Raw genomic sequence first — 24,852 nt, 5'->3', positions numbered from 1 at the left:
GCGAGCTGTATGGGATGTCCCCGACCACCCCCGACCCTACCTCCCTGAGCCCGGCGGAGTGACATCGAGATGCCCCATACACGGCAGGGCGGTCCGTACCCGCCAGTAGGGGTACGGACCGCCCCGGACCGAAAGCTCCGGTCACCCGGAACGACCGTGTCGGGTCACCCCGGGTTCACCCGCCGATGGCCGCGAGCGCCTTGGTGAGAAGTGCCGTGCGGTCGGCCGCCGCGGTGACGTGCTCCAGGCCGAAGCCCAGCAGCACGGTGTCGTCCGTGGTGACCGCGCCGTACGTCTTGAACAGCTCTCCGACGCGTCCCCAGTCCTTCACGACCGCGGGGCTGCCCGCGGGCGGTCCGGGCACGCTCCACGCGCCGAGCGAGGTCTCGAAGCCCTCGGTCTCCACGGCCTGGCCGCCGATGACCGCGGACGCGTTGTCGGCGAGGACACCGCGGCCGCCGGAGCCCGGGTCGGTGATGTAGCTGAGGGAGACCTCGACCTTCTTGCCGGCGTACGCGGAGAGGTCGAAGGAGACCTCCTGCCAGCCGGCCGACGCCCCGGTGAGGCTGTTCCACCGGCCGCTGGTGCCGGAGGCCGTGCAGCCGTCGGTGCCCTGCGTCAGATACCGCTTGAGCGCGGGGTGGGCGGCGATGAAGAACCCGGCCTCGCACTCGGCGGGTACGGCGTTGCTGGTGGCGCCGTTCCTCTCCGGGAGCGTGGTCCAGTCGTCGGCGCCCGCGGTGTGCGCCTCCAGGACGGCGTGGTCGTAGCCCTCCTCGGTGTCCCAGAGCAGCCGGGTGCGCAGGGTGGGTGCCTGTGCGGCGGTGACCTGGGTGAGGTCGACGGTGCGGGTGAGGCGGTTCCAGGCGTAGTCACTGTGCGTGACGGCCGCCATGGAGGCACCCTCGTACGGTCCGTACGGGTTGGGCGTGCCGGGGTAGGTGCCGGCTCCCGCGCTCGTGAACTGCGGGAAGGTCGCCGCGGGCAGGTTGTCCGAGGTGACGCTGAAGGATCCGGCGGCGTCCAGCGGGTTGCCGGGGGCGGCCCCGAGGCCGGCGCCGGCTCCGGCGAGCTTGCCGACGCCCTGGAAGGCGGTGGCGCCCGGCAGGGTCGTACGGGTGTAGGCGCCCAGGTAGTACTGGCTGAAGTCGTTCGACAGGGTGCCGCCGCCCAGGTCGACGTTGCCGCCGGCCCGCTCGCCCGCCTCGATCAGCTTGCCGCCCTCGTTCAGGAAGGCGCGCAGCTGGAGCTGGGTGGGGTTGCCCGGGACGGTCGCGCCCGTGTAGTGGACGACGGTTCTGAAGTGGTCCAGCACACCGAGCGCGTCGGGCGCGCCCTGCGTGGCGACGTTCCAGACGATCGCCTTGCGTCCGGCCGCCTTCAGCGCGTCCACGTACGTCTGCGCCTGCGTGGCGGTCGCGCCCTCCTCGGCGACCACGAGCACGTCCGCGCGGGGCCGCTCGGCCACGGTGTAGGTGAAGTGCGCGCTGGAGGTGGGCTTTTTGCCCTTCGTCCGGCCGGTGAACCAGACCTCGACCTTGTCGCCGGGATCGCCGTCGGGGATCTTGGCCCGGTACTCGTCGAAGTACAGGTTGTCCTCACCGCCGTACGTCTCGCCGCCCTTCCAGGCCCTGAGCGTCCTGTCCTTGGTACGGCCGCCGTTGACGCGGTACTTGAGCTCCTTGTCGCCCACCGACTTGCGGACGACGACGGAGACCTCCTGGTCGGCGCCGCGCGAGTAGGACGTGGTGAACGTCTTCGGGGTGAAGTCGGCGGCCTTCAGGCCGAGCGAGGACTTCGGCTGGTCCGGCTTGGCCGCGGACTCGGCGACGGAGAGCGCGAAGGGGATGTTCTTCTCGAACTCCTGCTGGATCAGCTTCTCGTCGTCCGGGAAGTTGAAGACCGACTGGCAGTCCGCCGCGTTCCACTGGTCGTTCGGGTCGAGGTCCGAGGCGGTCTGGCAGGTCGACATCTCGGGGGTGAACATCGCCAGGCCGTTGACGTTCGACGCGTGGCCGTCCGCCTCGCCGTTGGTGGTGTACAGCTCCGAGGAGACCTGCGGACGGTAGCCGGGGATCGCGGAATTGTCCGGGGTGCCGGCGAGCGCCTTGTACATGACGTCGTCGGGCGTGTCGGTGGCCACCTGCCAGCCGACGCCGTAGAGGAGGAGTTCGGCGGCGGAGTGGTAGTTGATGCCGTACGTGAAGCCGATCCGCTTCTCGAAGGCGTCCAGCGCCTTGGTCTCGGGCTCCGAGGACGGGGCCGTGCCGCGGTAGGTCTCGCTGGTGGGGTTGGGGGACGAACCCTCGTTGTCGTAGCCCCACTTGTAGGAGAAGTTGCGGTTGAGGTCGACGCCGTCGCCGACGCCTATGGTGCCGTCGCCGTTGTTGTCGTGCAGGTTCTTGCGCCACAGGCGGTTGTCGTCGTTCTGGAAGGTGTAGTCGTAGCCGTCGGGGTTGGCCGACAGGACGAACCACAGCTCGGTGGAGTCGACGATCTTCTTGAGGCGCTTGTCGGTCCGGTAACCGTCCACGTAGTGGTGGAGCAGCCGCCTGGTCATCTCCGGCGTGATCCACTCGCGCGCGTGCTGGTTGGACATGTAGAGGACGGCGGGTTTGGCGCCGTCCTTGGACTTCTTCGCGTTCTTGGTCAGTTTGAGCGCGAGGATGTCCTTGCCGTTGACGGTCTTGCCGATGGAGACGACCTTGGTGAGGCCGGGGTTGGCGCGGGCGGTCGCGAGGATCTCCTCCCGGAGCCCGCCGCTTCCGCTGTACGGCCGGAACACGCCCTCGGCGGCCTTGTCCACGCGCGCCTCGGCCTTGGCGCTCAGGGTGTGCTCGGTGAGCTCGACACCCTGCCCTTCGAGCTTGTGGGCCTCCTGGTCGGTCAGGTAGACCTCGACGGTCGCGGTGCCCTTCGCGGGCACCTGCTCGCTCAGTTCGTGGCCGTCCTGCCCGGCCGCCAGCAGCAGGGGTACCTGCCCGCTGGTGACCTCGGCGCGGAAGACCTTGACTTCGTTCGGATCAGGAGAACTGGCGCTCTGCGCGGCCTGGGCGACGGGCGCGATGCCCGCGCCGCCGAGCAGGAGCGCGCCAACGGCGAGGATCGGTCTCGCTCTTCGTCTCATGAGCCCCCCTTGCGGTGGTCCGCCACAGCAGCGAACAGATGCCAGGCTCATGACAGTTCATGATCCAGTCAAGGGTGCCTCACGGATGCGTAAACGCCGGTGCCGACCACCCAAGTGGGCGTCGGCACCGGCGAGGTGAGGAAGGGTCAGCCGACCAGGTTGTCGGCCATCTCCTCGGTGATGCTGGACTCCGTGCCCGGGATGCCGAGGTCGGAGGCACGCTTGTCGGCCATGGCCAGCAGCCGGCGGATCCGGCCGGCGACGGCGTCCTTGGTCAGCGGCGGGTCGGCGAGCGCGCCCAGCTCCTCAAGGGATGCCTGCTTGTGGTCCATGCGCAGTCGGCCCGCGGCAGCGAGATGCTCGGGCACGTCATCGCCCAGGATCTCCAGGGCGCGCTGGACCCGGGCACCGGCGGCGACGGCCGCCCGCGCGGAGCGGCGCAGGTTGGCGTCGTCGAAGTTGGCGAGACGGTTCGCCGTGGCCCGCACCTCGCGGCGCATCCGGCGTTCCTCCCAGGCGAGCACCGACTCGTGGGCGCCCAGCCGGGTGAGCAGGGCACCGATCGCGTCACCGTCCCGGACGACCACGCGGTCCACGCCGCGCACCTCGCGGGCCTTGGCGGGGATCGAGAGGCGGCGGGCGGCGCCGACCAGGGCGAGCGCGGCCTCGGGGCCCGGGCAGGTGACCTCCAGGGACGAGGAGCGGCCGGGCTCGGTGAGCGAGCCGTGGGCCAGGAAGGCTCCGCGCCAGGCGGCCTCGGCGTCACAGGTGGCACCGGAGACGACCTGCGGGGGCAACCCCCGGATCGGGCGGCCCCGGCCGTCGACCAGGCCGGTCTGGCGGGCCAGCTGGTCACCGCCGGCCACGACCCGGACGACGTAACGCGAACCGCGGCGCAGTCCGCCCGGTGCCATCACGATCAGTTCGGAGCTGTGGCCGAAGATCTCCAGGATGTCCCGCTTGAGTCTGCGGGCCGCCATCGCGGTGTCCAGCTCCGCCTCGATCACAATGCGCCCGCTCACCAGGTGGAGGCCGCCGGCGAACCGCAGGACGGCGGAGACCTCCGCCTTTCTGCAGCAGGTCCGGGTGACGGGGAGCCGGGAGATCTCGTCCTTCACCGCTGCCGTCATCGCCATGGGCCGATCCTTCCATGCATCCGAAAAATACGGTCGTACGCGGCGGCCAACAGCTCCGGGTCGTGCCTCGGGGTCCCGTCGGGCCGGGCCACCGGCGCCAGCTCGACCGCGGCGCCGAACCGCTTGGCGGCATCGGTCAGGGAATCGCGGTCGGGCACGGCGGCCTGGTCGGCCAGCACCACGTCCAGGGCGAGTTTAGGGGCGTGTCGTCCCAAAACCTCCAAATGACGCTGCGGGGAGAAGCCATCGGTTTCTCCCGGCTGCGGTGCGAGGTTCAGGGAGAGTACCCGGCGCGCCTTCGTCTGGGTGAGGGCGTCCAGGAGTTCGGGCACCAGCAGGTGCGGGATGACCGAGGAGAACCAGGAGCCGGGGCCGAGGACCACCCAGTCCGCGTCCCGGACCGCCTCCAGCACCTCGGGGACGGCGGGCGGGTCGTGCGGCACCACGTGCACCGACTGCACCTCGCCCGGGGTCAGGGCCACCGTCGCCTGTCCCCTTACGGTCTCCACGTCCTCGGGCCGGTCCGGGTCGTGCCCCTTGACCAGGGCCTGCAGCTCCAGGGGTACGGCGGACATGGGCAGCACGCGCCCCTGCGCGCCGAGGAGTCTGCCGACCAGGTCGAGGGCCTGGACGTGGTCGCCGAGCTGCTCCCACAGAGCGACGATCAGCAGATTGCCGACCGCGTGTTCGTGCAGGTCGCCCTTGGACTGGAAGCGGTGCTGGATGACCCGGGCCCAGGTCTGCCCCCACTCGTCGTCACCGCACAGCGCGGCCAGCGCCTTGCGCAGGTCGCCGGGCGGCAGCACGCCCAGCTCGTCGCGCAGGCGCCCGCTGGAGCCGCCGTCGTCGGCCACGGTGACGACGGCGGTGAGGTCGCCGGTGATCCGGCGCAGGGCGGCCAGCGAGGCGGACAGGCCCATGCCGCCGCCGAGCGCCACCACCTTGGGCTGAGCACCGCGTCGGCGGGGCCGGGCGCCGCGGGTCTCGACGGTCCGGGTCGCCCGCCCTTCGGGGACGACCCGGCGCAGCCTGCTCAGCCGCGGACTACGTGCGGTCATTCCCGTCCCATGTCCCGGTGTACGACCACCGTCTCCACACCCTCGGCCGCGAGGCGCGCGGCGAGCTTCTCCGACGTGGCGACCGAGCGGTGCTTGCCGCCGGTGCAGCCGATGGCGATGGTCACGTACCGCTTGCCCTCGCGGCGGTAGCCGGCCGCGATGAGGCGCAGCAGCTCGGCGTAGCGGTCGAGGAACTCCTTGGCGCCGGGCTGGTTGAAGACGTACGCCGACACCTCCTCGTTGAGGCCGGTGAAGGGGCGCAGCTCCGGGACCCAGTGCGGGTTGGGCAGGAACCGCATGTCCGCGACCAGGTCGGCGTCGACCGGGAGGCCGTACTTGAAGCCGAAGGACATGACGGTGGCACGGAGCTCGGGCTCCTCCTCGCCGGCGAACTGGGCGTCCATCTTGGCGCGCAGCTCGTGCACGTTGAGGCTGGAGGTGTCGATGACCAGGTCGGCGTCGCCGCGCAGCTCGCGCAGGAGCTCGCGCTCGGCGTCGATGCCGTCGACGATGCGGCCGTCGCCCTGCAGGGGGTGCGGGCGCCGCACGGACTCGAAGCGGCGCACCAGGGCCTCGTCGGAGGACTCCAGGAAGACGATCCGCCGGGTGACGTGCTTGGCCTCCAGGTCGGCGAGGGACTCGCGGAGGTTGTCGAAGAAGCGCCGGCCGCGGACGTCGACGACCACCGCGATCCGGGCGACATTGCCCTGGGAGCGGGCGCCGAGCTCCACCATGGTGGGGATCAGCGCGGGCGGGAGGTTGTCGACGACGAACCAGCCGAGGTCCTCGAGACACTTCGCGGCGGTCGATCGCCCGGCGCCGGACATCCCGGAGATGATCACCAACTCGGGGATGGCCGCCTCCGGGACTCCGGCCGCATCGGCGGGCGCGCCCGTACTCACCTGTGCGTCTTCTCCGCCCTGGTCCTGTTGTTCTTCGTGCTCGTTCACATTCATGTCTCCTGCCCCCGTCGTTCGTCCGGGGCACCCGCCGTCACGGGGTCCCCGCCGGAACCCGTGGTGCCGGGTTCCTCCTCATCCATGATCTCTCCAGTCGCCGTGTTCACGGCGGGCGCGGCCGGGGCCGCCTGGGCGAGGGCCACGGCGATCGTCTCGGCCGTCTTGCGGCCTATGCCGGGGACCTCGCAGATCTGGTCGATGGTGGCGGATCGTAGTTTCTTCAAGGACCCGAAATGTTTCAGCAGGGCCTGCTTGCGTGTGTCCCCGAGACCGGGGACGTCGTCGAGCGGGCTCGACCGGAAGCGCTGGGCCCGCTTGGTGCGCTGGTAGGTGATCGCGAAGCGGTGGGCCTCGTCACGGACCCGCTGGAGAAGGTACAGGCCTTCGCTGGTGCGGGGCAGCACGACCGGGTCGTCATCGCCCGGCAGCCAGACCTCCTCCAGGCGCTTGGCGAGGCCGCAGACGGCGATGTCGTCGATGCCGAGCTCGTCCAGGGCCTTCTTCGCGGCGGCGACCTGGGGCTGCCCGCCGTCGACGACGACGAGCTGGGGCGGGTAGGCGAACTTCTTGGGGCGGCCGTCGTCGTCCTTGAGGCCGTTCTCGGTGGTGCCCTCCTCGGGGAGGTCGTCCACCCACTCGCCCGTCTTCTCCTTCTCGGCGAGGTAGCGCCGGAAGCGACGGGAGATCACCTCGTGCATGGACCGGACGTCGTCCTGTCCCGCGAAGCCCTTGATCTGGAAGCGGCGGTACTCGCTCTTGCGCTGGAGTCCGTCCTCGAAGACGACCATGGACGCGACCACGTCGTCGCCCTGGAGGTGGGAGATGTCGTAGCACTCGATCCTGAGCGGTGCGCTGTCCAGGTCGAGGGCCTCGGCGATCTCCTCCAGGGCACGCGAGCGCGTGGTCAGGTCGGAGGCGCGCTTGGTCTTGTGGAGGACGAGGGCCTGCTGCGCGTTGCGCTGCACGGTCTCCATGAGGGCCTTCTTGTCGCCGCGCTGCGGGATGCGCAGGGAGACCCCCGAGCCGCGGCGCTCGGTCAGCCACTCCTGGACCGGCTCGACCGGCTCGGGCAGGGCCGGGACGAGGACCTCCTTGGGGACCGAGTCGCCCTTCTCCTCGCCGTAGAGCTGCTGGAGGGCGTGCTCGACGAGGGCGCCAGTGGTGATCTCCTCGACCTTGTCGGTGACCCAGCCGCGCTGGCCGCGCACGCGCCCGCCGCGCACGTGGAAGATCTGGACGGCGGCCTCCAGCTCGTCCTCGGCGACCGCGATCAGGTCGGCGTCGGTCGCGTCGGCGAGCACGACGGCGCTCTTCTCCATGGCCTTCTTCAGGGCCCCGATGTCGTCGCGCAGACGGGCCGCCCGCTCGTACTCCATCTCCTCGGCGGCGTCCTTCATCTGCTTCTCCAGACGGCGGATGTAGGTGCCGGTGCGGCCGGCCATGAAGTCGCAGAACTCCTCGGCGAGGTCGCGGTGTTCGTCGGCGGAGACGCGGTCGACGCAGGGTGCCGAGCACTTGCCGATGTAGCCGAGGAGGCAGGGGCGGCCGGTGCGGGTGGCGTTCTTGAAGACGCCGGCGGAGCAGGTGCGGACGGGGAAGACGCGCAGCAGGAGGTCGACGGTGTCGCGGATCGCCCACGCGTGCCCGTAGGGCCCGAAGTACCTCACGCCCTTGCGTTTGTGGCCGCGCATCACCTGCACGCGCGGGAACTCCTCGTTCATCGTCACCGCGAGATACGGGTAGCTCTTGTCGTCGCGGTACTTGACGTTGAACCGGGGGTCGAACTCCTTGATCCAGGAGTACTCCAGCTGGAGGGCCTCGACCTCCGTGGACACCACCGTCCACTCCACGGAGGCGGCCGTGGTCACCATCGTGCGGGTGCGGGGGTGCAGGCTCGCCAGGTCCTGGAAGTAGTTCGCCAGGCGCTGGCGCAGGCTCTTCGCCTTTCCGACGTAGATCACCCGGCGGTGCTCGTCGCGGAACCTGTACACCCCGGGAGTGTCCGGGATCTCCCCGGGTTTGGGGCGGTAGCTGGAGGGGTCGGCCATGTCTCACACCCTACTGGCGAGGGCTGACAGTCCGGTGAGCCTGTGGACAACGGCCGGTGGCCACGCATCGGGCCGGCCGCTGCCTCCCGGGATGATCTCCGCCTTTCTCGACACCGCCGAGGTCGCGTCCGGGCTGCTGCGTTCGCCGGTACTGGCCGAACGCTGGGAGCGGCCGAGTGCACTGGACCGTTTCCGGATCAGCGGCCTGGTCGGCCATCTGGCCCGAGCCGTTCTCAACGTCGAGCACTGGCTCGCCTCGCCACCCCCCTCGGACCGGACTCCCGTTGACGCGGTCACGTACTTCCTGGCCGGTGTCGGCCCGGCGCCGGATCCGGACGACGCGGTGCCGCTGCGGATCCGTGAGCTGGGCGATCAGGAGGCGGCCGGTGGGCCCGACGCCCTGGCCGAGGCGTTCGACACCGCTCGTGCCCGGCTCGCGGCGCAGTTGCCGGCCATGCCGTCCGACCGGCCCGTAGGTGTGTTCGCCCACGTCCTGCCGCTCGACCAGTGCCTGCTCACCCGTCTCGTGGAACTTGTGGTCCACCTCGACGACCCGGCCGTCAGTCTGGAGGTCCCCATGCCGTCGGTGCCCGCCGAGGCCTCCGACGCGGTCACCGACTGCCACCCGTATCGCCGTGGCCCGTCACGGCTTCCTTCCGGTGCTGCGCACCCTCGCCCGCCGGGAACGCGCCACCGCTCGGATCGCGGCGTTCTGACGCCCGCCTCCGCCGGGTGGACCGGCGGTGGTCCTCGGGCCCTCGGTGAGGCCGAGCTTGCCAAGGATGCTGCGGACTTGTTTCTCGACGGTGCCCTCGGTGACCCGCAAACGGCCGACGCCGGCGTTGGAGCGGTCCTCGGCGGCTTCGACGTGGCGGTGGAACCGGCCTGCAGGCGGCCGGGAGTGCACCACCGTTCGGCGACAGGTGTTGTCGGGACTTGGTCAACACGCTTCAATGCGGAGGAACTCGGGGCCGGGAACGACGGCGTACGGATGTGAAGCCTCCCCGGCACTGCCACGGACGGCCCCGGCACACCCTCGCGAACGGCCTGACCAGCCGCCCGGACCTGCACAGAAAGGCCCCTGCATGCCGCACGCCACACAGCACGCGGACGACGTCAGCGTCGCCGACGCGGAACTGGATTCGGCCCTGCGCGGCGGCCCCTTCCATGTCGCGCTGCGTGCGGCGATCGCCGCACGGGGGCTGCCGCTCCAGCGCGTCCAGCACCATCTGTCGCGCCACGGGGTCAAGGTCGGTGTCACCAGCCTCAGTTACTGGCAGCAGGGCGCCCGGCGCCCGCAGCGTCCCGAGTCGCTGCGGGCCGTACGGGCGCTGGAGGAGATCCTTCAGCTGCCGGAGGAGTCGCTGATCCGGCTGCTCGCCGAGGACGACGACCGGTCGGCGGCCGAGCGGCCCGCGACCCGCTCCTACCGCTCCCTCCTCGCGGCCTCGGACATTCTCGGACAACTGCTGGGCGAACTGGACGCGCCGCCCGACGGCGGGCTGCACACCCTCGGCCATCACGAACGCATAGGCATCGGGGCGCGCCGTGAGCTGCGCAGCCGCGAATCGCACCACATCGTGCGCGCCCACCGCGAGGGCGTGGACCGTTTCATCGCCGTCCACCACGGCGACCCGGGGTGCGTGCCGGAGCGCATGACCGTGCACGCCCTGGAGAACTGCCGTACGGGACGCGTGCGTTCGCACCACGACACCGGGGTGCTCGTGGCCGAGCTGCTCCTCGACGCCCGGCTGCGGGCCGGGGACACCTTCCTGTTCCGCTACGGCGTCGAGGACGGCACGGCCGGGGTGTCCCGCGAGTACACCCGCGGCTTCGGCTCGCCCGGCGGGCAGTACGCGCTCCAGGTCCGGTTCGACGAGAACGCCCTGCCGGTGCGCTGCCACCGCTTCGCCCAGCACTCCCCCGCCGCGCCCCGCAGCGGCCGCCAGGAACTGTCCCTCACCGGCCGCCACCACTCGGTCCACCTGGTCGAGCCACGGGTGCGGTCGGGGGCCGTGGGGATCGGGTGGGACTGGGAGCAGGGAGCGGTGCCGTCGGACCGGTGACATGACGTAAACGTTTGCGCAAGCGTTTACGTGCACCGCTGAATGGGATACCTTCCCGGCCGTGGGCCACTGTTCCGGTGCCCCGCAAGGGCGCCGTTCCGGGAGGGGAAGCCGATGCCGACCATGGCCGACGTGGCACGCAACGCCGGGGTCTCCGTGGCGACCGTCTCGCACGTCCTCAACGGCACCCGGCCGGTCCTGCCCCACACCCGCCAGGCCGTGCTGGACGCCGTCGACGAGCTCGGCTACACCCCCAACACCCTCGCGCGCTCCCTGGTGACCTCCCGGACCCGCTCCATCGGACTCGCGGTGTCGGCGATCAGCAATCCGTACTTCACGGAGATCCTCCAGGGCGTCGAGGCGGGCGCGCTGGAACACGGGTACAGCCTGCTCATCGCCGATCCGCACGACGACCCCGTGCACGAGCGCAAGGTCGCCCAGCTGCTCCACGAAAGGCGCGTGGACGGCATGATCGTCGCGCCCTCCGCCGACCCTCGCGAACTCGTGTCCTACCTCGGGCGCCACCAGGTCCCGACGGTGTTCCTGGACCGGGTGATCGACGATGTGGGCGGGAGCGGCCCGCAGCGCTTCGACCAGGTCTGCGCCGAGAACACCGAGCCGATGGCCGGGCTGGTCACCCACCTCGCCGGACTCGGTCACCGGCGCATCGGCCTGGTGGCCGGCCTGCCCGGCCTGAGCACCACCGCCGAGCGGATCGCCGGATACCGGCAGGGCCTGACCGCCGCCCACCTCCCCCACGACGATCACCTGGTCGTCCACGGCGACTCCGAAGCGGCCGGAGCGGAACGGGCCACGGCCGCCCTGCTCGCCCTCGCCGAGCCGCCCACCGCCCTCGTCACCGCCAACAACGCGATGACCATCGGCACCCTGCGCGCCCTGCGCGAGCACGGCGTTTCGGTGCCGGACGACCTGGCCCTGTGCTGCTTCGACGACTTCGCCTGGGCGGATCTGTTCTCGCCCCGGCTCACCGCCATCGCCCAGCCCAGCAGGGAGATCGGCGCGCAGGCGGTCCGTGTGCTGCTGGAACGGCTGGACAGGCCGGACCGGCCTGCCCGGACCGTGCGCCTCGACTGCACGTTCGTGCATCGCACGTCGTGCGGCTGCTCCGACTCCGGACAGCGGGCGCGGCCCTCGCAGCCCTCGCATTCTCAGAAAGGAACGGTTTCTTGATCGTCGTCGCTGGTGAGGCCCTCATCGATCTGGTCCCGCAGGGCACGGGAGCCCTGGCAGGTCTCAAGCCGGCGCTCGGCGGCGGCCCCTACAACACCGCCGTGGCCCTCGGCCGGCTCGGCTCCCCCACCGCCTTCTGTTCGCGCATCTCGTACGACGCCTTCGGCGAGGCCCTGCTCGACGGCCTCCGGGAGGCGGGGGTGGACGTGTCCGCCGTGCAGCGCGGTACGGAGCCCACCACGCTCGCCGTCGCCACGGTCGACACCAACGGCTCGGCCGCCTACTCCTTCTACGTAGACGGCACCGCCGACCGTCTGTTCGCCGCCCCCGCCGAACTTCCCGCCGGTACGCGCGCGGTGTCCTTCGGCACCTGCTCGCTCGTCCTGGAGCCGGGGGCGAGCGCCTACGAGGAGCTGCTGCGGACCGCGGCCGCGCAGGGGGTGTTCACCGCGCTCGACCCGAACATCCGGGACGGGCTGATCCCCGACGCGGACGCCTACCGGGCCCGGTTCAAGAGCTGGCTGCCGTCGGTGTCGCTGCTCAAGCTCTCCGAGGAGGACGCGCGGTGGCTGGGCGGCACCCCGTGTGAGTGGCTGGCCGCAGGGCCCTCGGCCGTCGTCGTCACCCAGGGCGGGGAGGGGCTGACCGTGTTCACCCGGGACGGGGCGGTGCTGCCGGTGCCGGGCGAGAAGGTCGACGTCGTGGACACGATCGGCGCGGGCGACACGGTGAACGCCGCCCTCCTGCACGGCCTGGCCACCCTCGGCGCACTGTCCCCGCAGGCGGTCGCCGGCCTGGGGGTCGAGGACTGGGCCCGGCTGCTGCGGTTCGCGGCACGCGCGGCGGCGATCACCTGCTCACGAGCCGGGGCGCAGCCGCCGTACGCGTCCGAGCTGGGCGAGCTGTAGGGCCGAGAGGGGTGCCGGTGGGCGGGGCCGGTGCGTTGATCCAGGGCTGATGACGGAGCGAGCGGTGCCCCGCGGGGAAGTTCCCGCGGGGCACCGCTCCTGTGTGTTCCAGATGCGGCTCGCCGCCCCGGCGTCTCAGGCCTTGCGGGCCCGGGTCGTCTTCTTGGCGGGCGTGGCCTTCTTGGTGGCTTCGGCGGCCTTCTTGGTCGCCGTCGTCCTGGCCGTCGCCGTCTTTTTCGCCGTGGACTTGGCGGCGACCGTCTTCTTCGCCGCGGCCGTCTTCCTGGCCGGTGCCTTGCGCGGGGCCTTCACCGAGGTCCCGTCGCTGATCCGGTCGGCACCGAGGATCTCCCTGAGGAACTTGCCGGTGTGGCTGGCCGGGACCCCGGCGACCTCCTCCGGCGTGCCCTCGGCGACGACGAGGCCGCCGCCCGCGCCACCCTCGGGGCCCATGTCGACGACCCAGTCGGCCGTCTTGATCACATCGAGGTTGTGCTCGATGACGATGACGGTGTTGCCCTTGTCGACCAGGCCCGACAGGACCTTCAGCAGCTTGCTGATGTCCTCGAAGTGCAGACCGGTGGTCGGCTCGTCCAGGACGTAGACGGTACGGCCGGTGGACCGCTTCTGGAGCTCGCTGGCGAGCTTCACGCGCTGGGCCTCGCCGCCGGACAGGGTGGTCGCGGCCTGGCCGAGACGGACGTAGCCGAGACCGACGTCCTTGAGGGTGTTGAGGTGGCGGGCGATCGCAGGGACGGCCTCGAAGAACTCCGTGGCCTCCTCGATCGGCATGTTCAGGACGTCGGCGATGGACTTGCCCTTGTAGTGGACCTCCAGGGTCTCCCGGTTGTACCGGGCGCCGTGGCAGACCTCGCACGGGACGTAGACATCCGGGAGGAAGTTCATCTCGATCTTGATTGTGCCGTCGCCCGCGCAGTTCTCGCAGCGACCGCCCTTGACGTTGAAGGAGAAGCGGCCGGGCATGTAGCCGCGGACCTTCGCCTCGGTGGTCTCGGCGAACAGCTTGCGGACGTGGTCGAAGACGCCGGTGTACGTCGCCGGGTTCGATCGCGGGGTGCGGCCGATGGGCGACTGGTCCACGTGCACGACCTTGTCGACGAGGTCGTCGCCGTCCACGCGCGTGTGCCGGCCCGGGACGCTCCTCGCGCCGTTGAGTTCGCGCGCCAGGTGTGTGTACAGGATGTCGTTGACCAGGGTCGACTTTCCGGAGCCCGAGACGCCGGTGACCGCGGTGAACACGCCCAGCGGGAAGGACACGTCGATGTCCTGGAGGTTGTTCTCGCGGGCCCCGTGCACGGTGAGCTGCCGGGACGGGTCCAGGGGCCGCCGGATGTGCGGCAGCGGGATGGCCTTCTTGCCCGACAGGTACTGGCCCGTCTCCGACTCGGCGTTGGCGAGCAGCTCCTTCAGGGAGCCGCTGTGCACGACCTTGCCGCCGTGCTCGCCCGCGCCGGGGCCGATGTCCACGATCCAGTCGGCGACCTTGATGGTGTCCTCGTCGTGCTCGACGACGATGAGCGTGTTGCCCATGTCGCGCAGCCGGACCAGGGTCTCGATGAGGCGGTGGTTGTCGCGCTGGTGCAGACCGATGGACGGCTCGTCGAGGACGTACAGGACGCCGACGAGTCCTGAGCCGATCTGGGTGGCCAGGCGGATGCGCTGGGCCTCGCCGCCGGAGAGGGTGCCGGCCGCGCGGTTCAGCGAGAGGTAGTCCAGGCCGACGTCGACCAGGAACTTCAGCCGCTCGTTGACCTCCTTCAGCACCCGCTCGGCGATCTTCTTGTCACGGGCGCTGAGCTTCAGCTCACCCAGGAAGTCCGCGCAGTCGCTGATGGACATGCCGGAGACCTCGGCGATCGACTTGCCCATGACGGTGACCGCGAGGACGAGCGGCTTCAGACGCGTGCCCTCACAGGTGGGACAGGGCACCTCGCGCATGTAGCCCTCGAAGCGCTCGCGGCTGGCGTCGCTCTCGGACTCGCTGTGCCGACGCTTGACGAAGGGAACGGCACCTTCGAAGGGGGTCGTGTAGACCCGCTCGCGGCCGTACCGGTTGCGGTAGCGGACCTCGATCTGCGTCTTGTGGCCGTAAAGAAGGGCCTTCTTGGCGCGCTGGGGCAGCCCGGCGAAGGGGATGTCCGTCCGGAAGCCCAGCGCGTCCGCGAGGGCGCCGATCAGACGGCCGAAGTAGTCCTTGGTGTGCCCGTGCGACCAGGGGTGGATGGCGCCCTCGTCGAGGGACTTGTCCTCGTCGGGGACGATCAGCTCCGGGTCGACCTCCATGCGCGTGCCGATGCCGGAGCAGTCGGGGCAGGCGCCGAAGGGCGAGTTGAAGGAGAAGGAACGGGGCTCCAGCTCCTCGAAGGACAGGTCGTCGTACGTGCAGTACAGGTGCTCCGAGAACATGCGCTCACGCTCGGGGTCGTCCTCGGGGAGGTCGACGAAGTCGAGCACGACCATGCCGCCGGCGAGACCGAGGGCGGTCTCCACCGAGTCGGTGAGACGGCGCTTGGCGGACTCCTTCACCGTGAGGCGGTCGATGACCACCTCGATGGTGTGCTTCTCCTGCTTCTTCAGCGTGGGCGGGTTGGAGAGCTGGACGGTCTCGCCGTCCACCCGCGCGCGGCTGTAACCCTTGGTCTGGAGATCGGCGAAGAGGTCGACGAACTCTCCCTTGCGCTCCCGCACCAGCGGCGAGAGCACCTGGAAGCGGCTGCCCTCCGGCAGCTCCAGGACCCGGTCCACGATGGCCTGCGGCGACTGGCGCGAGATCGGGCGGCCGCACTCGGGGCAGTGCGGCTTGCCGATGCGCGCGAAGAGCAGACGCAGGTAGTCGTAGACCTCTGTGATGGTGCCGACCGTCGAGCGCGGGTTGCGCGAGGTCGACTTCTGGTCGATGGAGACCGCGGGCGACAGGCCCTCGATGAAGTCGACGTCGGGCTTGTCCATCTGCCCGAGGAACTGGCGGGCGTACGAGGAGAGCGACTCCACGTAGCGCCGCTGGCCCTCGGCGAAGATGGTGTCGAAGGCCAGGGAGGACTTGCCCGACCCGGACAGGCCCGTGAAGACGATGAGCGAGTCGCGAGGCAGGTCGAGCGAGACGTTCTTCAGGTTGTGCTCGCGCGCGCCACGGACGATGAGACGGTCGGCCACGCCGGTCCGCACCTTTCTTTGAGAGAAGTGACAGGGGCGGGGCCCCCGTGCTTCTTCAGACTAGGGGGAGCCACTGACAACGCCGGTCGGATTCCCGGATGCATAACAATCCCCGGCCTTCCAGCATGCCCGACGCCGCACCCGACCATATAGCACGTGCATTCGATTTACGGCACAGCTTCACCACCTTCACCCAAAGGTGTGGCGGAGCTAGGGTCAGCAGCATGATTGATCACGCTCATGACCTGGAGTCTGTACGTGGTGCGACCGAGCGACTGCTGACCGCAGCCGCCACGATGGACAACGCGGCCGTGACGCAGTCGTCACGGCTGCCGGGCTGGAGCCGCGGCCATGTCCTCGCGCACCTCTCCCGCAATGCCGACGCCCTGGTGAACGTTCTGCGCGGGCAGCCCATGTACCCCTCGGCGGAAGCGCGCGACGCCGACATCGAGCGCGACGCCCCGCGCCTGCTCGACGTCCAGCTGGCCGACCTCCGCGCGAGCGCCGCCCGCTTCGACGAGGCCGCGGCAGCACCGGCGGACTGGTCGCGGACGGTGGAGCTGCGCAACGGGGTCACCGACTCGGCGTCGCGGGTGCCGTTCCGGCGGTGGGTCGAGGTGGAGCTGCACCATGTGGACCTCGGGATCGGGTACGAGCTGGAGGCCCTCTCGGAGGAGTTCACGCAGCGCGAGATCAACTTCCTGACGGAGCGGTTCCGGGGTCATCCCGAGGTACCCGCGCTCTTCATCCAGGAGGACGACGGCCGCAGGATCCCGACGGGCGGCGCCGGTGATCCCGCGCTCGTCGTCACCGGCCGCCAGGCCGATCTGCTCGGCTGGCTCGCCGGCCGCCGCGACGGCTCGGCACTGACCGTTCACGGTGGCACCCTCCCCTCGCTGCCCCCGCTATAGGCTGCCGCCCATGACGTACAGCGGACAGGTGACGGTCGGCGGGCCCGCCGACGTGCACGAGCTCAAGGACCTGATGATCACCAAGATCGCGGTCGGCCCGATGGACAACAACGCCTATCTGTTGCGCTGCCGGGCCACCGACGAGCAACTGCTGATCGACGCCGCCGACGACGCGGACACCCTGCTGGGCACGATCGGTGACGACGGCATCGCGTCCGTCGTCACCACCCACCAGCACGGCGACCACTGGCAGGCGCTCGCGGCGGTCGTCGCGGCCACCCACGCGCGTACGTACGCGGGCCGGGACGACGCCGACGGCATCCCCGTCCCCACCGACGTGCCGGTCGACGACGGCGACGTCATCCGCGTGGGGCACGTCGAGTTGACCGCGCGCCACCTGGTCGGCCACACGCCGGGCTCGATCGCCCTCGTCTACGACGACCCGCACGGGCATCCCCATGTATTCACCGGGGACTGCCTGTTCCCGGGGGGCCCTGGCCGGACAACACGCCCCGCAGAATTCAGCTCTCTCATGGGCGGCCTGGAGACCAAGCTATTCGACGTCCTGCCCGATGAGACGTGGGTCTACCCCGGCCATGGCAACGACACCACCCTCGGCACGGAGCGACCCCACCTCGCAGAGTGGCGCGCACGAGGTTGGTGACCATTGAACTGGGTTCATCCTCCGGTGGTGGACTTCGCGTTGGTCAAGTCAACTGAGACATGGACACCTACGACGGCGCCGCCACGGTCGTGGCGGACGGAAACGAATATGCGTGCCACGCCATGCTCCGGCGGTGGACAGAGCGAATCCGGTCCCAATCCTTCGGGGGACCCAGCATCTCAACAGGGCGCACGGGCTGGGACGGAACGCTAACGCTCGACGGCGACGCCTACGCGGTCTACGCGGCCGAGGACCTACAACTCCGCATCAGCCGAACCAGCTCCTTCACCATCGCGGAGGGCGGGGACCTCGGTTCAGGAACGCTGAGGATCAAGGGCAATAACGCCGCCCCGTTCGATTGACCGCCCTCGAGGGCGCGTGACCGCGCGAACGGTCGCCTGTCGCCTTGATCTGATGGACAACTCCGAGTGACGTCAGCCCCTCCCCCGCACACAGACGGTCGGAGGCACCGCCCACCACGGTCTGGAGGAGCTGGTACGCCGCACCGTGCTCGTGCCCCCAGTGCATCGCCGCGCGCCACAGGGTCAGGCCATAGCCACGCCCGCGGTGCTCCGGCAGGACACTTAAACTGCGGCAGAAGACACGTCACCCCCTGAGCGTCGGCCATCGTCTCCATGGGGCCGATGGCGCCGGCCACCCGGCCGCCGTCGAGGGTGGTGAGGACGGGACCCACGGATCCGGCTCGCATCCGCTCGTGTAGGAACGCGAACCCGTCCGCTGCCATGGCGTCGGCGAACTCCGCGAACACGGCCTCCTCGGGGAGCTGTGCGGCCTCCAGGACGATCCTGTCCGGCGGCAGGCCGGGGCCGATGGTGAAGTCCTTGAGCTGGACGCGCGTGCCGCCCCGGGCGTGCTCCTCGGGCTCGTCGGGGCCGAGGAAGGACACCACCCTGGCCTGCGCTGCGCTGTGGGCGTCAGCGAGTTCCCGGGCGAGGTCCGCGGCGACGTCCAGGCCGTCCCCGAAAACGTGGACGCGGACAGTGCCGGCTGCCCGTTCGACGAGCGTCGGCACAAGCGTCAGCCTCCGGACGTGCTCGATCGCATCGACCAGGACGCGCTCGGCCTTCCGGTCGGACCAGCGGCGGTCTTTGTCGTGAGGAAGGAACCGGCCTGTACCGGCCGCCTCCACGACGGCGGCGAACAGCTCGGGGAGCGGACTACCCAGGTGGACCGGCCCGAGGGTCGGCACGAACGGCACGGGCAGGACGTGCTCGATCCAGTCCCAGTGGAGGCGCATGGCTCGCACGCTACGCCTGGTCGACGACCGGGACGGCACCGTACGTGAACCCGTTGATATACCGCTGCCGCTGGAGACGTACACGTGTTCACACCGGCCGGAGACGACGAAGGCACGACGCCTCCATGGATAGGGCCGGGCTCCCATCGACTGGAGTACCTCCAAGAGCCAATATCCGTACCCGGGCCACACAACGGGCTACGCCACGGCCAGGACAGCTATGACATGACGAATGCCCGGCGGCCTACCGACACGTACCGGCCTCCCCACGGCGCCGCAGGACAGCGGATGAGGGATGTAGCGTGCGTTCCCGGCCCTCGTCCGGCAGGTCATCGGTTGCCCTGCTACGCAAAAGAGCGGGAGGCCGGCCCTCAGATACGACGAAAGGCCCGCGACGAGCAGTCGCGGGCCTTCGCGCTGAGGTCGGTGAGGACGCCAGCGGGGCCGGGTGGACCTCCAGCCACTCGCGCGGGTTGAACGGTGACGACACTTCGCCTGCGGATCAGACGGTCCCGGCCGGAACTGCGGCCGCCTCGTCAGCGCCCGGCTCGCACAGCGCGAGCGCCGCCGGACAGATGGCATATGCGGGTTCTGGAACGTCCGGCGCACCTGGGTGTCCGGCCGGACAGATTGCCTGTCCGGAAAGGTGCAGCAGTGACTTTCAGGTCGGCAGAGTCGCCCCATGAACGAAGAACTTGGGCCTATACGGCCCACCTCCGACTCACCGAAACCGACGAAGAAGGGCACGAGCGACAATGCAGCCGCCGAAGGGGAAGAAGCCGCGCACACCCAGCCCGAGGCCCGGCGGAGCCTTGGAGAGGAGGTCGGTCTCGCGGCGGTCCGAGGGGGAGCTTCCGGAGGCGTTCGCGGGATCCTCGACTGGATCCGCGACATCTTCGACGGACTGGACTCCTGACCCCGACGACTTCGAGGGCCTGGACCAGGAGGGATGGTTCGAGTACGTCACGGCCGCGCACGAGGCGTACGACAAGCCTTCGCTCCGCACGATCATGCGCCAGGCACGTAAGCGCGAGAAAGGATGCACTCTCGGGCACAGCACGGTCCACGACGTCCTGGGTGGGCATAAATGGCCCACCCAGCAGACCGCCTACTGGCTCGGCATCGGCATCGGCGGCCACGCCCTCGGCGCACAGTTCCGGGCCGCTTGGACTGCAGCTGACGGCAACCTCCGCAAGGAGGTCCACCAGGAGGTCATGGGGAAGCAGCTCGCGCTCCGCGAGCACCCTGGCGCCCTGGTACAGCGCCGTCAGATGCGGCAGGAGGAGCGGCAGAAGGAGCGCGCCAGATGGCGCCGCCGCAAGAGGGAGCGTCTGATGATGCTCGTGTCGATCATCATGGGCGTTATCACCCTGATCGAGATGGTGATCAGGGAGTGGGGAACCCTGCTGGGATCGATCCTCTTCGGCTGAGAGTGATCCTGCCGAAGGAAGCGGCAGGATCACCCATGGCCAAGGCTATGCAACAGGGGCTCCACCGGTCATGCCGGTGGAGCCCCGCAGTGTTCTCCGGATGCGGCCGCTCAGGGGAATGCAGAAGGTGGCCCCATGGCGATCGTCGTGCTGCGCGAGCCGCGCAAGGAACTGTCGCAGGACTTCGGTCCGGGCGACCCGGTCGACAACATCGAGGCGATACACGCCGCGCCGGCCGACCCAGACGTCTCAGGAGATCCGGACGACCGGACGTTCTGCGGCAAGTCGACCCTGGACATGGAGCGGGTGTACTACCAGCCTCCCGGGCCGGGCGCCGCGTGGCTCCCGGCCAACATGCAGGATTGGGAGTGCCGCGACTGCGCAGCCGCGCTCCGGTCGCAGTAGAGGGCCCCGCAGCGTGGCTGCGGGACCTCGTCGTCAATCAGGGGCTACAGCACCCGTACCGGCTTCACGTCGGAGGGGAGCGGGCAAGCACCCATGTGCAGTCCGGGGTCGGGGGGACTGCTGCATGGGCTGCGGTCTGCTGGGCGGGGTTCACCTGGCAGGCAGCGGAACCTCCCACCTCTCCGCAATCCATCCCTTCGGCTCCCAGCCGTACTGCCTCAGTCGTCTACCCTCTTCTACCCGTCCGGCCGCGTATTTCCCATCCGGGGGCCTCCTGTCCAGGCGCCCCGCGGTCCCAGCGGTTCGGCGAGTATGGCGCGGGTCTGCAGAGAGAGGGCCGCGACCTTGGAAACCGAAGGCGCACCAGCGGGCCGCGCTGGCAGGATCACCGCATGCTCATCACACCCCGCCCCGGCACAGACCGGAAGAACATCCGGCAGGCCCTCAGCGGCGTCCACACCACGGCGATGAACCTGCAACGACCGTACGGCAGCGCCTTCGAAGGGCTGCTGACGTATTTGGACTGGGCCACGGAGTCCGCGCGGATGTTGCGCTCCCAGATCAGCGATCGGGACCTCGACCAGCTCGTGTTCACCGACCGCTACCGGGCGCTGCTGGGCAGCTGCGGCACGCTCGCTGGGACCGCCCAGCAGCGCCTCGTGAACGGTCTGGTCCAACTTGAGGTCGCCGAACGGATCGAGGCGTTTGAGGCGGCCGTAGCCGCGCTGGATGCGCAGATCGGCCGGTGGAGCCAGCGGGAGGTGTTCGTCGTGGCCGACTCCAGCTTCTACATCCAGAACGAGGTGAAGCTGGCCGACGTCGACCTGCACGAGGTGCTCGACGTGCCGCGCTGGCAGTTCGTGCGCCTGTTGTTTCCGATCGTGGTGGTCGACGAGCTGGACGACCTCAAGGACGCCAGCAAGCAGCGGGCCCGCTGGCGTGCCGCCCACACTCTCGGTCTTCTCGACGGGGTCCTCAAGGGTGGCACGCACGGGGTCCTGCATGAAGGGGAGCACACCGTTCAGGACGGCGAGACCCGTGGCAGGGTCAACGTGGAGATCGTCCTCGATCCCCCCGGCCACGTGCGCCTAGACCGCCCCGATATCGAGATCATCGACCGGACGGTGGCTATCCAGGGCCTGGCCGGCCGCGACGTTCGGTTGCTGACGTGCGATACGAGTCAGCACACCCGGGGCCGGGCCGCCGCGCTGCAGGTGACCAAGGTGGCGACGAAGGACCCCGGTGACGAACCGGACTGGTCGGCCCCGGACAGGTCCGGCACTGGCGTACGCGCGCAGCGGCGCGCCCGGCAGGCCGAAACCCAGGCTCCGACGGCCAGCTGAGAATCGAGCACCACGGCAGTGACACTGCACTGCACGCCGCCTGGCGGTTCCGCACGCTGCTGCTTTTCCTCGTCCCCCAGCTTCCTGGCCTCCGTCAGAACGCACTTGAGATGAGCCCACAGCCGCGCCGCGGGCCGGACCACGTGCCATGGCGGTGTGCGTGGAGCATGCGAAACGAACCGCGAGATGAGGACTCTGCCCACGAACTCGGTGAGCGGTATGGACGGCTCCGGGGTCCAGGAGGCGCCGACGAAGCGGGCCATCGGTTCAAGAGCGACCAGGTCACCGCCCTGTCGGGCAACCGTACCGAGGGCACGGCGCCCAGCCAGGGGATGCGCCTGCGGTCGCTGAACCAGCAGGAACGGACTCCGTAGGCACTCATCCGCTCCGTGCGGTTGCGGATCTCGGCAGCGGTGATGCTCGCCAACTGCGCCTCCAGGGCCATCCGGTGGCCGCCGACCGTGGAGACGAGATGTCCGCTCGCCAACGGTCGTCCGGCCTGCTCACCTCCAGTTCGGCCATCCACCCGGCCGCGCGGGCGGCCTGGGCAAGTTCGACTTTTCCGGCCGCTCAGCTGAACGGCTTGGCTGTGACCTGGTGTGATGCGTCACGTTGCTGTTCGGGACGTAGTCCTGGGGCTGCTGCTGCGGCGATCAGGGTCTGTGCGATCTTGCGCATCGCGTCCCATCGGTCGTCCAGCGGTGTGTCGCCGGCCTCGGCGGTGGTGAGCATCTTGTCGATTCGCTCCTGGACGGTCTTCTTGTCGGCCGGGACAAGTTCGCCCTGGTAGTCGCTGATGCCGTTGTTGAAGCCGGTCCAGCGGACCGGCAGCGGCTCGCCAGAAGCTGTCAGCAGGCATTCGAGGCCGAAGTAGAACTCCACGGAACATGCGCGACCGTTGATGTCGTAGCGGGTGTCACCCGTGGGTCCGAGAGTCGGGTAGTCCTTCACGTAGTCGAGATCGGGTAGCCGGCAGACCTTGAACCGTCCGGGCAGCGGAGCGCTCGACAGCGTCTTCACGGCCTCGCGGCCAGCGGCGTCGTTGTCGACCAACGCGATGACGCGGTTCATGATGCCGGCCGCCGCGAAGGCCCGCAGGTTCTTCACCAGCTGGGGTGTGCCGCCCGCGGCCTTCGCGTCGGGGTCGAGGAACGTGAAGTAGCCTGCGAGGTCGGGCGCGACGATCTTCAGTCCTCGCTTGAGGAACCGCGCGTCGGTGGTTCCCTCTGTCATGACGATGATCGGCCCGCTGCTTGCCATCTCCGCTGCCAGCTCCTGCAAGGCGAGCTCTGAGACGGCGTCGTGCCGAGTGAAGTAGCCGGCCGACAGAAGATCGTGCAGGTCGAGGCGGACAACGGTGTCGGGTGCCTGGCCTTCGAGGAGTGCGGCGAGGAGTGCCCGCGGATCCTCGTCATATTCCCGGAACGGTTCAAGCGCCTCCAGGCAGGCGGTCTCCAGGCTGGTCAAGGGCTCCTTCGCCTCCGACGACTTGGAGCTGGCGATCAACGCGCGCAGGCCTATCTCCACCACTTCTTCGCAGTCGACAGTGTGACGAACGAGCTCGGCCACCCCCGGCTCTCGGACGTAGATGGCGTCATCGCCGTCGGAAATGCGGAGTTCCTGGAGAAAATCCCTCATCTCCGCCTTGCAGCGGTGGGAGGTGAACCCCATCAGGTTCAGCCGCTTCACCACCGTCTCCACGGTGGTCGAGTAACCGAAAGCCCTGCTCATGTCACCCTGGATGGCCTCCACGTACTCCTCCCACCCTGGTGCGCCCTCGTAGGCCTCCAGCGGGGCATCGATCCAGCCATCCTCGTCACCGCCCAGGTCGACGTCCCCCGCATTCATCGCGTCGACCTGGCTCGCCCAATCCTCGTCCACGTACTTGTCGTGCTCTTGGAAGATGGTCATGAGCTTCGTCGGAATGTGGTTCTTTCCCGCACTGATCTTGTCTTCGCCGAGGAAGAAGAACCACTTGTCGCCCACGCAACTCTCCGATCCGCGCTCCATGAATCTGCTTGGCGAGCATCACAGGTTCGCGTCTGGCAGGCAATGGACTTCAACGCTGCCCGGCTTCGAGGAGTTCAGCCTCAAGGGCGGCGATCTGCTTCTCGGAAAAGCGGAGGTTGGAGCGGGCGCTTTCAAGGCGTGACAGCGTCAGAGACTGCCCAAACGAGTGATCCGGACAAAGACAGAGCAGTAGGAAAACTCCAGCTTGAGCAGGTGATGAGCCTTGGACTCCTCCGCCAGCGTGCAGGTCGGAGCACCGGGCGCATGGGCGAAGAACCGCAGACCAAGGCTCGAGACCTTGGCGTGCATCCCGTGACCGCACTCCGGACAGGCCAGCGGGGCTGGCTGCCGCACCCGGCGGACCGCCTCCCACTACCAGCCGCAGCCGAGGTCCGGCAGAGAGGCGTCCACACGCCACCGGCCCGGGTGAACGGCGGTGAAGCTCACTGCTGCCTCCAGCCGGTACGGCCTGGCTGTGCGCTTCCCCCCGGGTCACAGCACCCTTACGGGTTCCACGTCGGCCGGGAGTGGACGCGTACCCATGTGCAGCCCGGCGCGCTCCAGGTCGACCAGGAGGTGGATCTCGTCCTCGTCGTACGGCCAGCGGGCCACAGCGCCCTCGGTGAGTAGGTGCGCGAACGTGCGGCTCGGCAGGGTGTAGCCGACCTCCAGCGGGACCGAGAACGGGCGCACCTCGAACGGCGCCTGAATCGCTCCGTGCAACACGTGCGCGCCCAGGACGGGAACGACAGTGCTGCGCCACGCCGTGATCGGCTCCGTCCACTCCAGCGAGCCGTCGCTGTCGGCCCCGTTCTGGGTCATGTCCAGGTGCGCCACGAACGGCAGGGGGAGCCCCTGGAGGCGAGCGGCGTTACCCACTCGGTCGGCGTCCGCTCCGGGTGACGCACCCACCCGGATACGACGGCGGGCAACCTTGCCGTAGGCGAGTCGGGTCATGACGCGCACGAACGCGGCGACCTGATCTGACGGCCAGGACCCTGGCCGCGCCGGCGTCTGCCCGACCATGGCGGCGAGCCAGTGGGGGAAACGTCCCTCCCGAAGCCGGGAGGCCACAGTGTGCAGGTGCTCCGCCTGATCGGGATCGGCCAGCATGTCGGCCAACTCGTCCTCTGCGATGTCCTCGTGAATGGTGCGCCCCACTGG

Annotated in this window: 19 protein-coding genes and 2 pseudogenes; 10 read left to right on the top strand and 11 right to left on the bottom strand. The window is 69.7% G+C overall.

What is annotated here, in order from left to right; translation table 11 throughout:
* Positions 1–175: 175 nt before the first annotated feature.
* From ACIRP7_RS14105 to uvrC, 5 genes are all read right to left on the bottom strand, one after another.
* Positions 176–3,127 carry a M14 family zinc carboxypeptidase gene (locus ACIRP7_RS14105; RefSeq protein WP_403657900.1) on the bottom strand — a complete coding sequence of 984 codons (2,952 nt, stop codon included), beginning with the start codon at positions 3,125–3,127 and terminating at the stop codon, positions 176–178.
* A gap of 146 nt (positions 3,128–3,273) precedes the next feature.
* Positions 3,274–4,263, bottom strand: a complete 990-nt coding sequence (gene whiA / locus ACIRP7_RS14100) for a DNA-binding protein WhiA (protein ID WP_403657896.1) — start codon at positions 4,261–4,263, stop codon at positions 3,274–3,276.
* Positions 4,254–5,321, bottom strand: coding sequence for a uridine diphosphate-N-acetylglucosamine-binding protein YvcK (gene yvcK / locus ACIRP7_RS14095; RefSeq protein WP_403657893.1), 1,068 nt, complete (start codon positions 5,319–5,321; stop codon positions 4,254–4,256). Before yvcK ends, whiA begins: the two co-directional genes overlap by 10 nt.
* Positions 5,318–6,277 carry an RNase adapter RapZ gene (gene rapZ / locus ACIRP7_RS14090; RefSeq protein ID WP_403657890.1) on the bottom strand — a complete coding sequence of 320 codons (960 nt, stop codon included), beginning with the start codon at positions 6,275–6,277 and terminating at the stop codon, positions 5,318–5,320. The genes yvcK and rapZ overlap by 4 nt, the downstream gene beginning before the upstream one ends.
* Positions 6,274–8,328, bottom strand: a complete 2,055-nt coding sequence (uvrC, locus tag ACIRP7_RS14085) for an excinuclease ABC subunit UvrC (RefSeq protein WP_403657887.1) — start codon at positions 8,326–8,328, stop codon at positions 6,274–6,276. Before uvrC ends, rapZ begins: the two co-directional genes overlap by 4 nt.
* Between uvrC and ACIRP7_RS14080 the strand changes: the two are divergent.
* Positions 8,327–8,869 (top strand): annotated as a pseudogene (locus ACIRP7_RS14080) (maleylpyruvate isomerase N-terminal domain-containing protein); the annotation flags it as partial. The gene uvrC and the pseudogene ACIRP7_RS14080 sit on opposite strands and share 2 nt — an antisense overlap.
* A gap of 196 nt (positions 8,870–9,065) precedes the next feature.
* Here the strand turns inward: ACIRP7_RS14080 and ACIRP7_RS14075 are convergent.
* A pseudogene (locus ACIRP7_RS14075) lies at positions 9,066–9,187 on the bottom strand (DNA-binding response regulator); the annotation flags it as partial.
* A gap of 226 nt (positions 9,188–9,413) precedes the next feature.
* Here ACIRP7_RS14075 and ACIRP7_RS14070 point away from each other — a divergent pair.
* From ACIRP7_RS14070 to ACIRP7_RS14060, 3 genes are all read left to right on the top strand, one after another.
* Positions 9,414–10,394 carry a hypothetical protein gene (locus tag ACIRP7_RS14070; RefSeq protein WP_403657884.1) on the top strand — a complete coding sequence of 327 codons (981 nt, stop codon included), beginning with the start codon at positions 9,414–9,416 and terminating at the stop codon, positions 10,392–10,394.
* Positions 10,395–10,508: 114 nt separating this feature from the next.
* Positions 10,509–11,585 carry a LacI family DNA-binding transcriptional regulator gene (locus tag ACIRP7_RS14065; protein ID WP_403657881.1) on the top strand — a complete coding sequence of 359 codons (1,077 nt, stop codon included), beginning with the start codon at positions 10,509–10,511 and terminating at the stop codon, positions 11,583–11,585.
* Positions 11,582–12,493, top strand: coding sequence for a carbohydrate kinase (locus ACIRP7_RS14060; protein WP_403657878.1), 912 nt, complete (start codon positions 11,582–11,584; stop codon positions 12,491–12,493). The genes ACIRP7_RS14065 and ACIRP7_RS14060 overlap by 4 nt, the downstream gene beginning before the upstream one ends.
* Before the next feature lie 135 nt (positions 12,494–12,628).
* Here ACIRP7_RS14060 and uvrA read toward each other — a convergent pair whose 3' ends face one another.
* The gene (uvrA, locus tag ACIRP7_RS14055; RefSeq protein WP_403657875.1) at positions 12,629–15,667 is read right to left on the bottom strand and encodes an excinuclease ABC subunit UvrA; all 3,039 of its coding nucleotides are present in this window, start codon (positions 15,665–15,667) and stop codon (positions 12,629–12,631) included.
* Between the two features lie 224 nt (positions 15,668–15,891).
* Between uvrA and ACIRP7_RS14050 the strand changes: the two genes are divergently transcribed.
* Together ACIRP7_RS14050 and ACIRP7_RS14045 are read left to right on the top strand one after the other, a co-directional pair.
* Positions 15,892–16,578, top strand: a complete 687-nt coding sequence (locus ACIRP7_RS14050; RefSeq protein WP_403657872.1) for a maleylpyruvate isomerase family mycothiol-dependent enzyme — start codon at positions 15,892–15,894, stop codon at positions 16,576–16,578.
* Positions 16,579–16,588: 10 nt separating this feature from the next.
* Positions 16,589–17,242, top strand: coding sequence for an MBL fold metallo-hydrolase (locus tag ACIRP7_RS14045; protein ID WP_403657869.1), 654 nt, complete (start codon positions 16,589–16,591; stop codon positions 17,240–17,242).
* A gap of 330 nt (positions 17,243–17,572) precedes the next feature.
* Here ACIRP7_RS14045 and ACIRP7_RS14040 read toward each other — a convergent pair whose 3' ends face one another.
* Positions 17,573–17,821 carry a GNAT family N-acetyltransferase gene (locus ACIRP7_RS14040; protein ID WP_403658429.1) on the bottom strand — a complete coding sequence of 83 codons (249 nt, stop codon included), beginning with the start codon at positions 17,819–17,821 and terminating at the stop codon, positions 17,573–17,575.
* 1,491 nt (positions 17,822–19,312) lie between these two features.
* Between ACIRP7_RS14040 and ACIRP7_RS14035 the strand changes: the two genes are divergently transcribed.
* The 3 genes from ACIRP7_RS14035 (at position 19,313) to ACIRP7_RS14025 (ending at position 21,678) form a co-directional block, all read left to right on the top strand.
* Positions 19,313–19,930 carry a hypothetical protein gene (locus ACIRP7_RS14035; protein ID WP_403657866.1) on the top strand — a complete coding sequence of 206 codons (618 nt, stop codon included), beginning with the start codon at positions 19,313–19,315 and terminating at the stop codon, positions 19,928–19,930.
* Between the two features lie 135 nt (positions 19,931–20,065).
* On the top strand, positions 20,066–20,335 hold the full coding sequence (locus ACIRP7_RS14030) for a hypothetical protein (RefSeq protein ID WP_403657863.1): 270 nt from the start codon (positions 20,066–20,068) through the stop codon (positions 20,333–20,335).
* 392 nt (positions 20,336–20,727) lie between these two features.
* The gene (locus tag ACIRP7_RS14025) at positions 20,728–21,678 is read left to right on the top strand and encodes a PIN domain-containing protein (protein WP_403657860.1); all 951 of its coding nucleotides are present in this window, start codon (positions 20,728–20,730) and stop codon (positions 21,676–21,678) included.
* Between the two features lie 570 nt (positions 21,679–22,248).
* On the opposite strand, the gene ACIRP7_RS14020 is transcribed toward ACIRP7_RS14025, so the two are convergent.
* The gene (locus ACIRP7_RS14020) at positions 22,249–23,664 is read right to left on the bottom strand and encodes a hypothetical protein (RefSeq protein ID WP_403657857.1); all 1,416 of its coding nucleotides are present in this window, start codon (positions 23,662–23,664) and stop codon (positions 22,249–22,251) included.
* Between ACIRP7_RS14020 and ACIRP7_RS14015 the strand changes: the two genes are divergently transcribed.
* The gene (locus ACIRP7_RS14015) at positions 23,654–23,830 is read left to right on the top strand and encodes a hypothetical protein (protein ID WP_403657854.1); all 177 of its coding nucleotides are present in this window, start codon (positions 23,654–23,656) and stop codon (positions 23,828–23,830) included. The genes ACIRP7_RS14020 and ACIRP7_RS14015 overlap by 11 nt on opposite strands.
* Positions 23,831–23,835: 5 nt before the next feature.
* Here the strand turns inward: ACIRP7_RS14015 and ACIRP7_RS14010 are convergent, their stop codons facing one another.
* Both ACIRP7_RS14010 and ACIRP7_RS14005 read right to left on the bottom strand, forming a co-directional pair.
* Positions 23,836–23,997 (bottom strand): hypothetical protein, encoded by a 162-nt coding sequence (locus ACIRP7_RS14010; protein ID WP_403657851.1) that lies wholly within the window; start codon positions 23,995–23,997, stop codon positions 23,836–23,838.
* Positions 23,998–24,180: 183 nt separating this feature from the next.
* The gene (locus ACIRP7_RS14005) at positions 24,181–24,849 is read right to left on the bottom strand and encodes a hypothetical protein (RefSeq protein WP_403657848.1); all 669 of its coding nucleotides are present in this window, start codon (positions 24,847–24,849) and stop codon (positions 24,181–24,183) included.
* Positions 24,850–24,852: the final 3 nt, after the last annotated feature.

Origin of the sequence: Streptomyces sp. NPDC102270 (assembly GCF_044766405.1) — a bacterium.
Classification (GTDB): domain Bacteria; phylum Actinomycetota; class Actinomycetes; order Streptomycetales; family Streptomycetaceae; genus Streptomyces.
The sequence above is the reverse complement of the archived record's forward strand: the minus strand, read 5'-3'. Positions and strand labels throughout refer to the sequence as shown.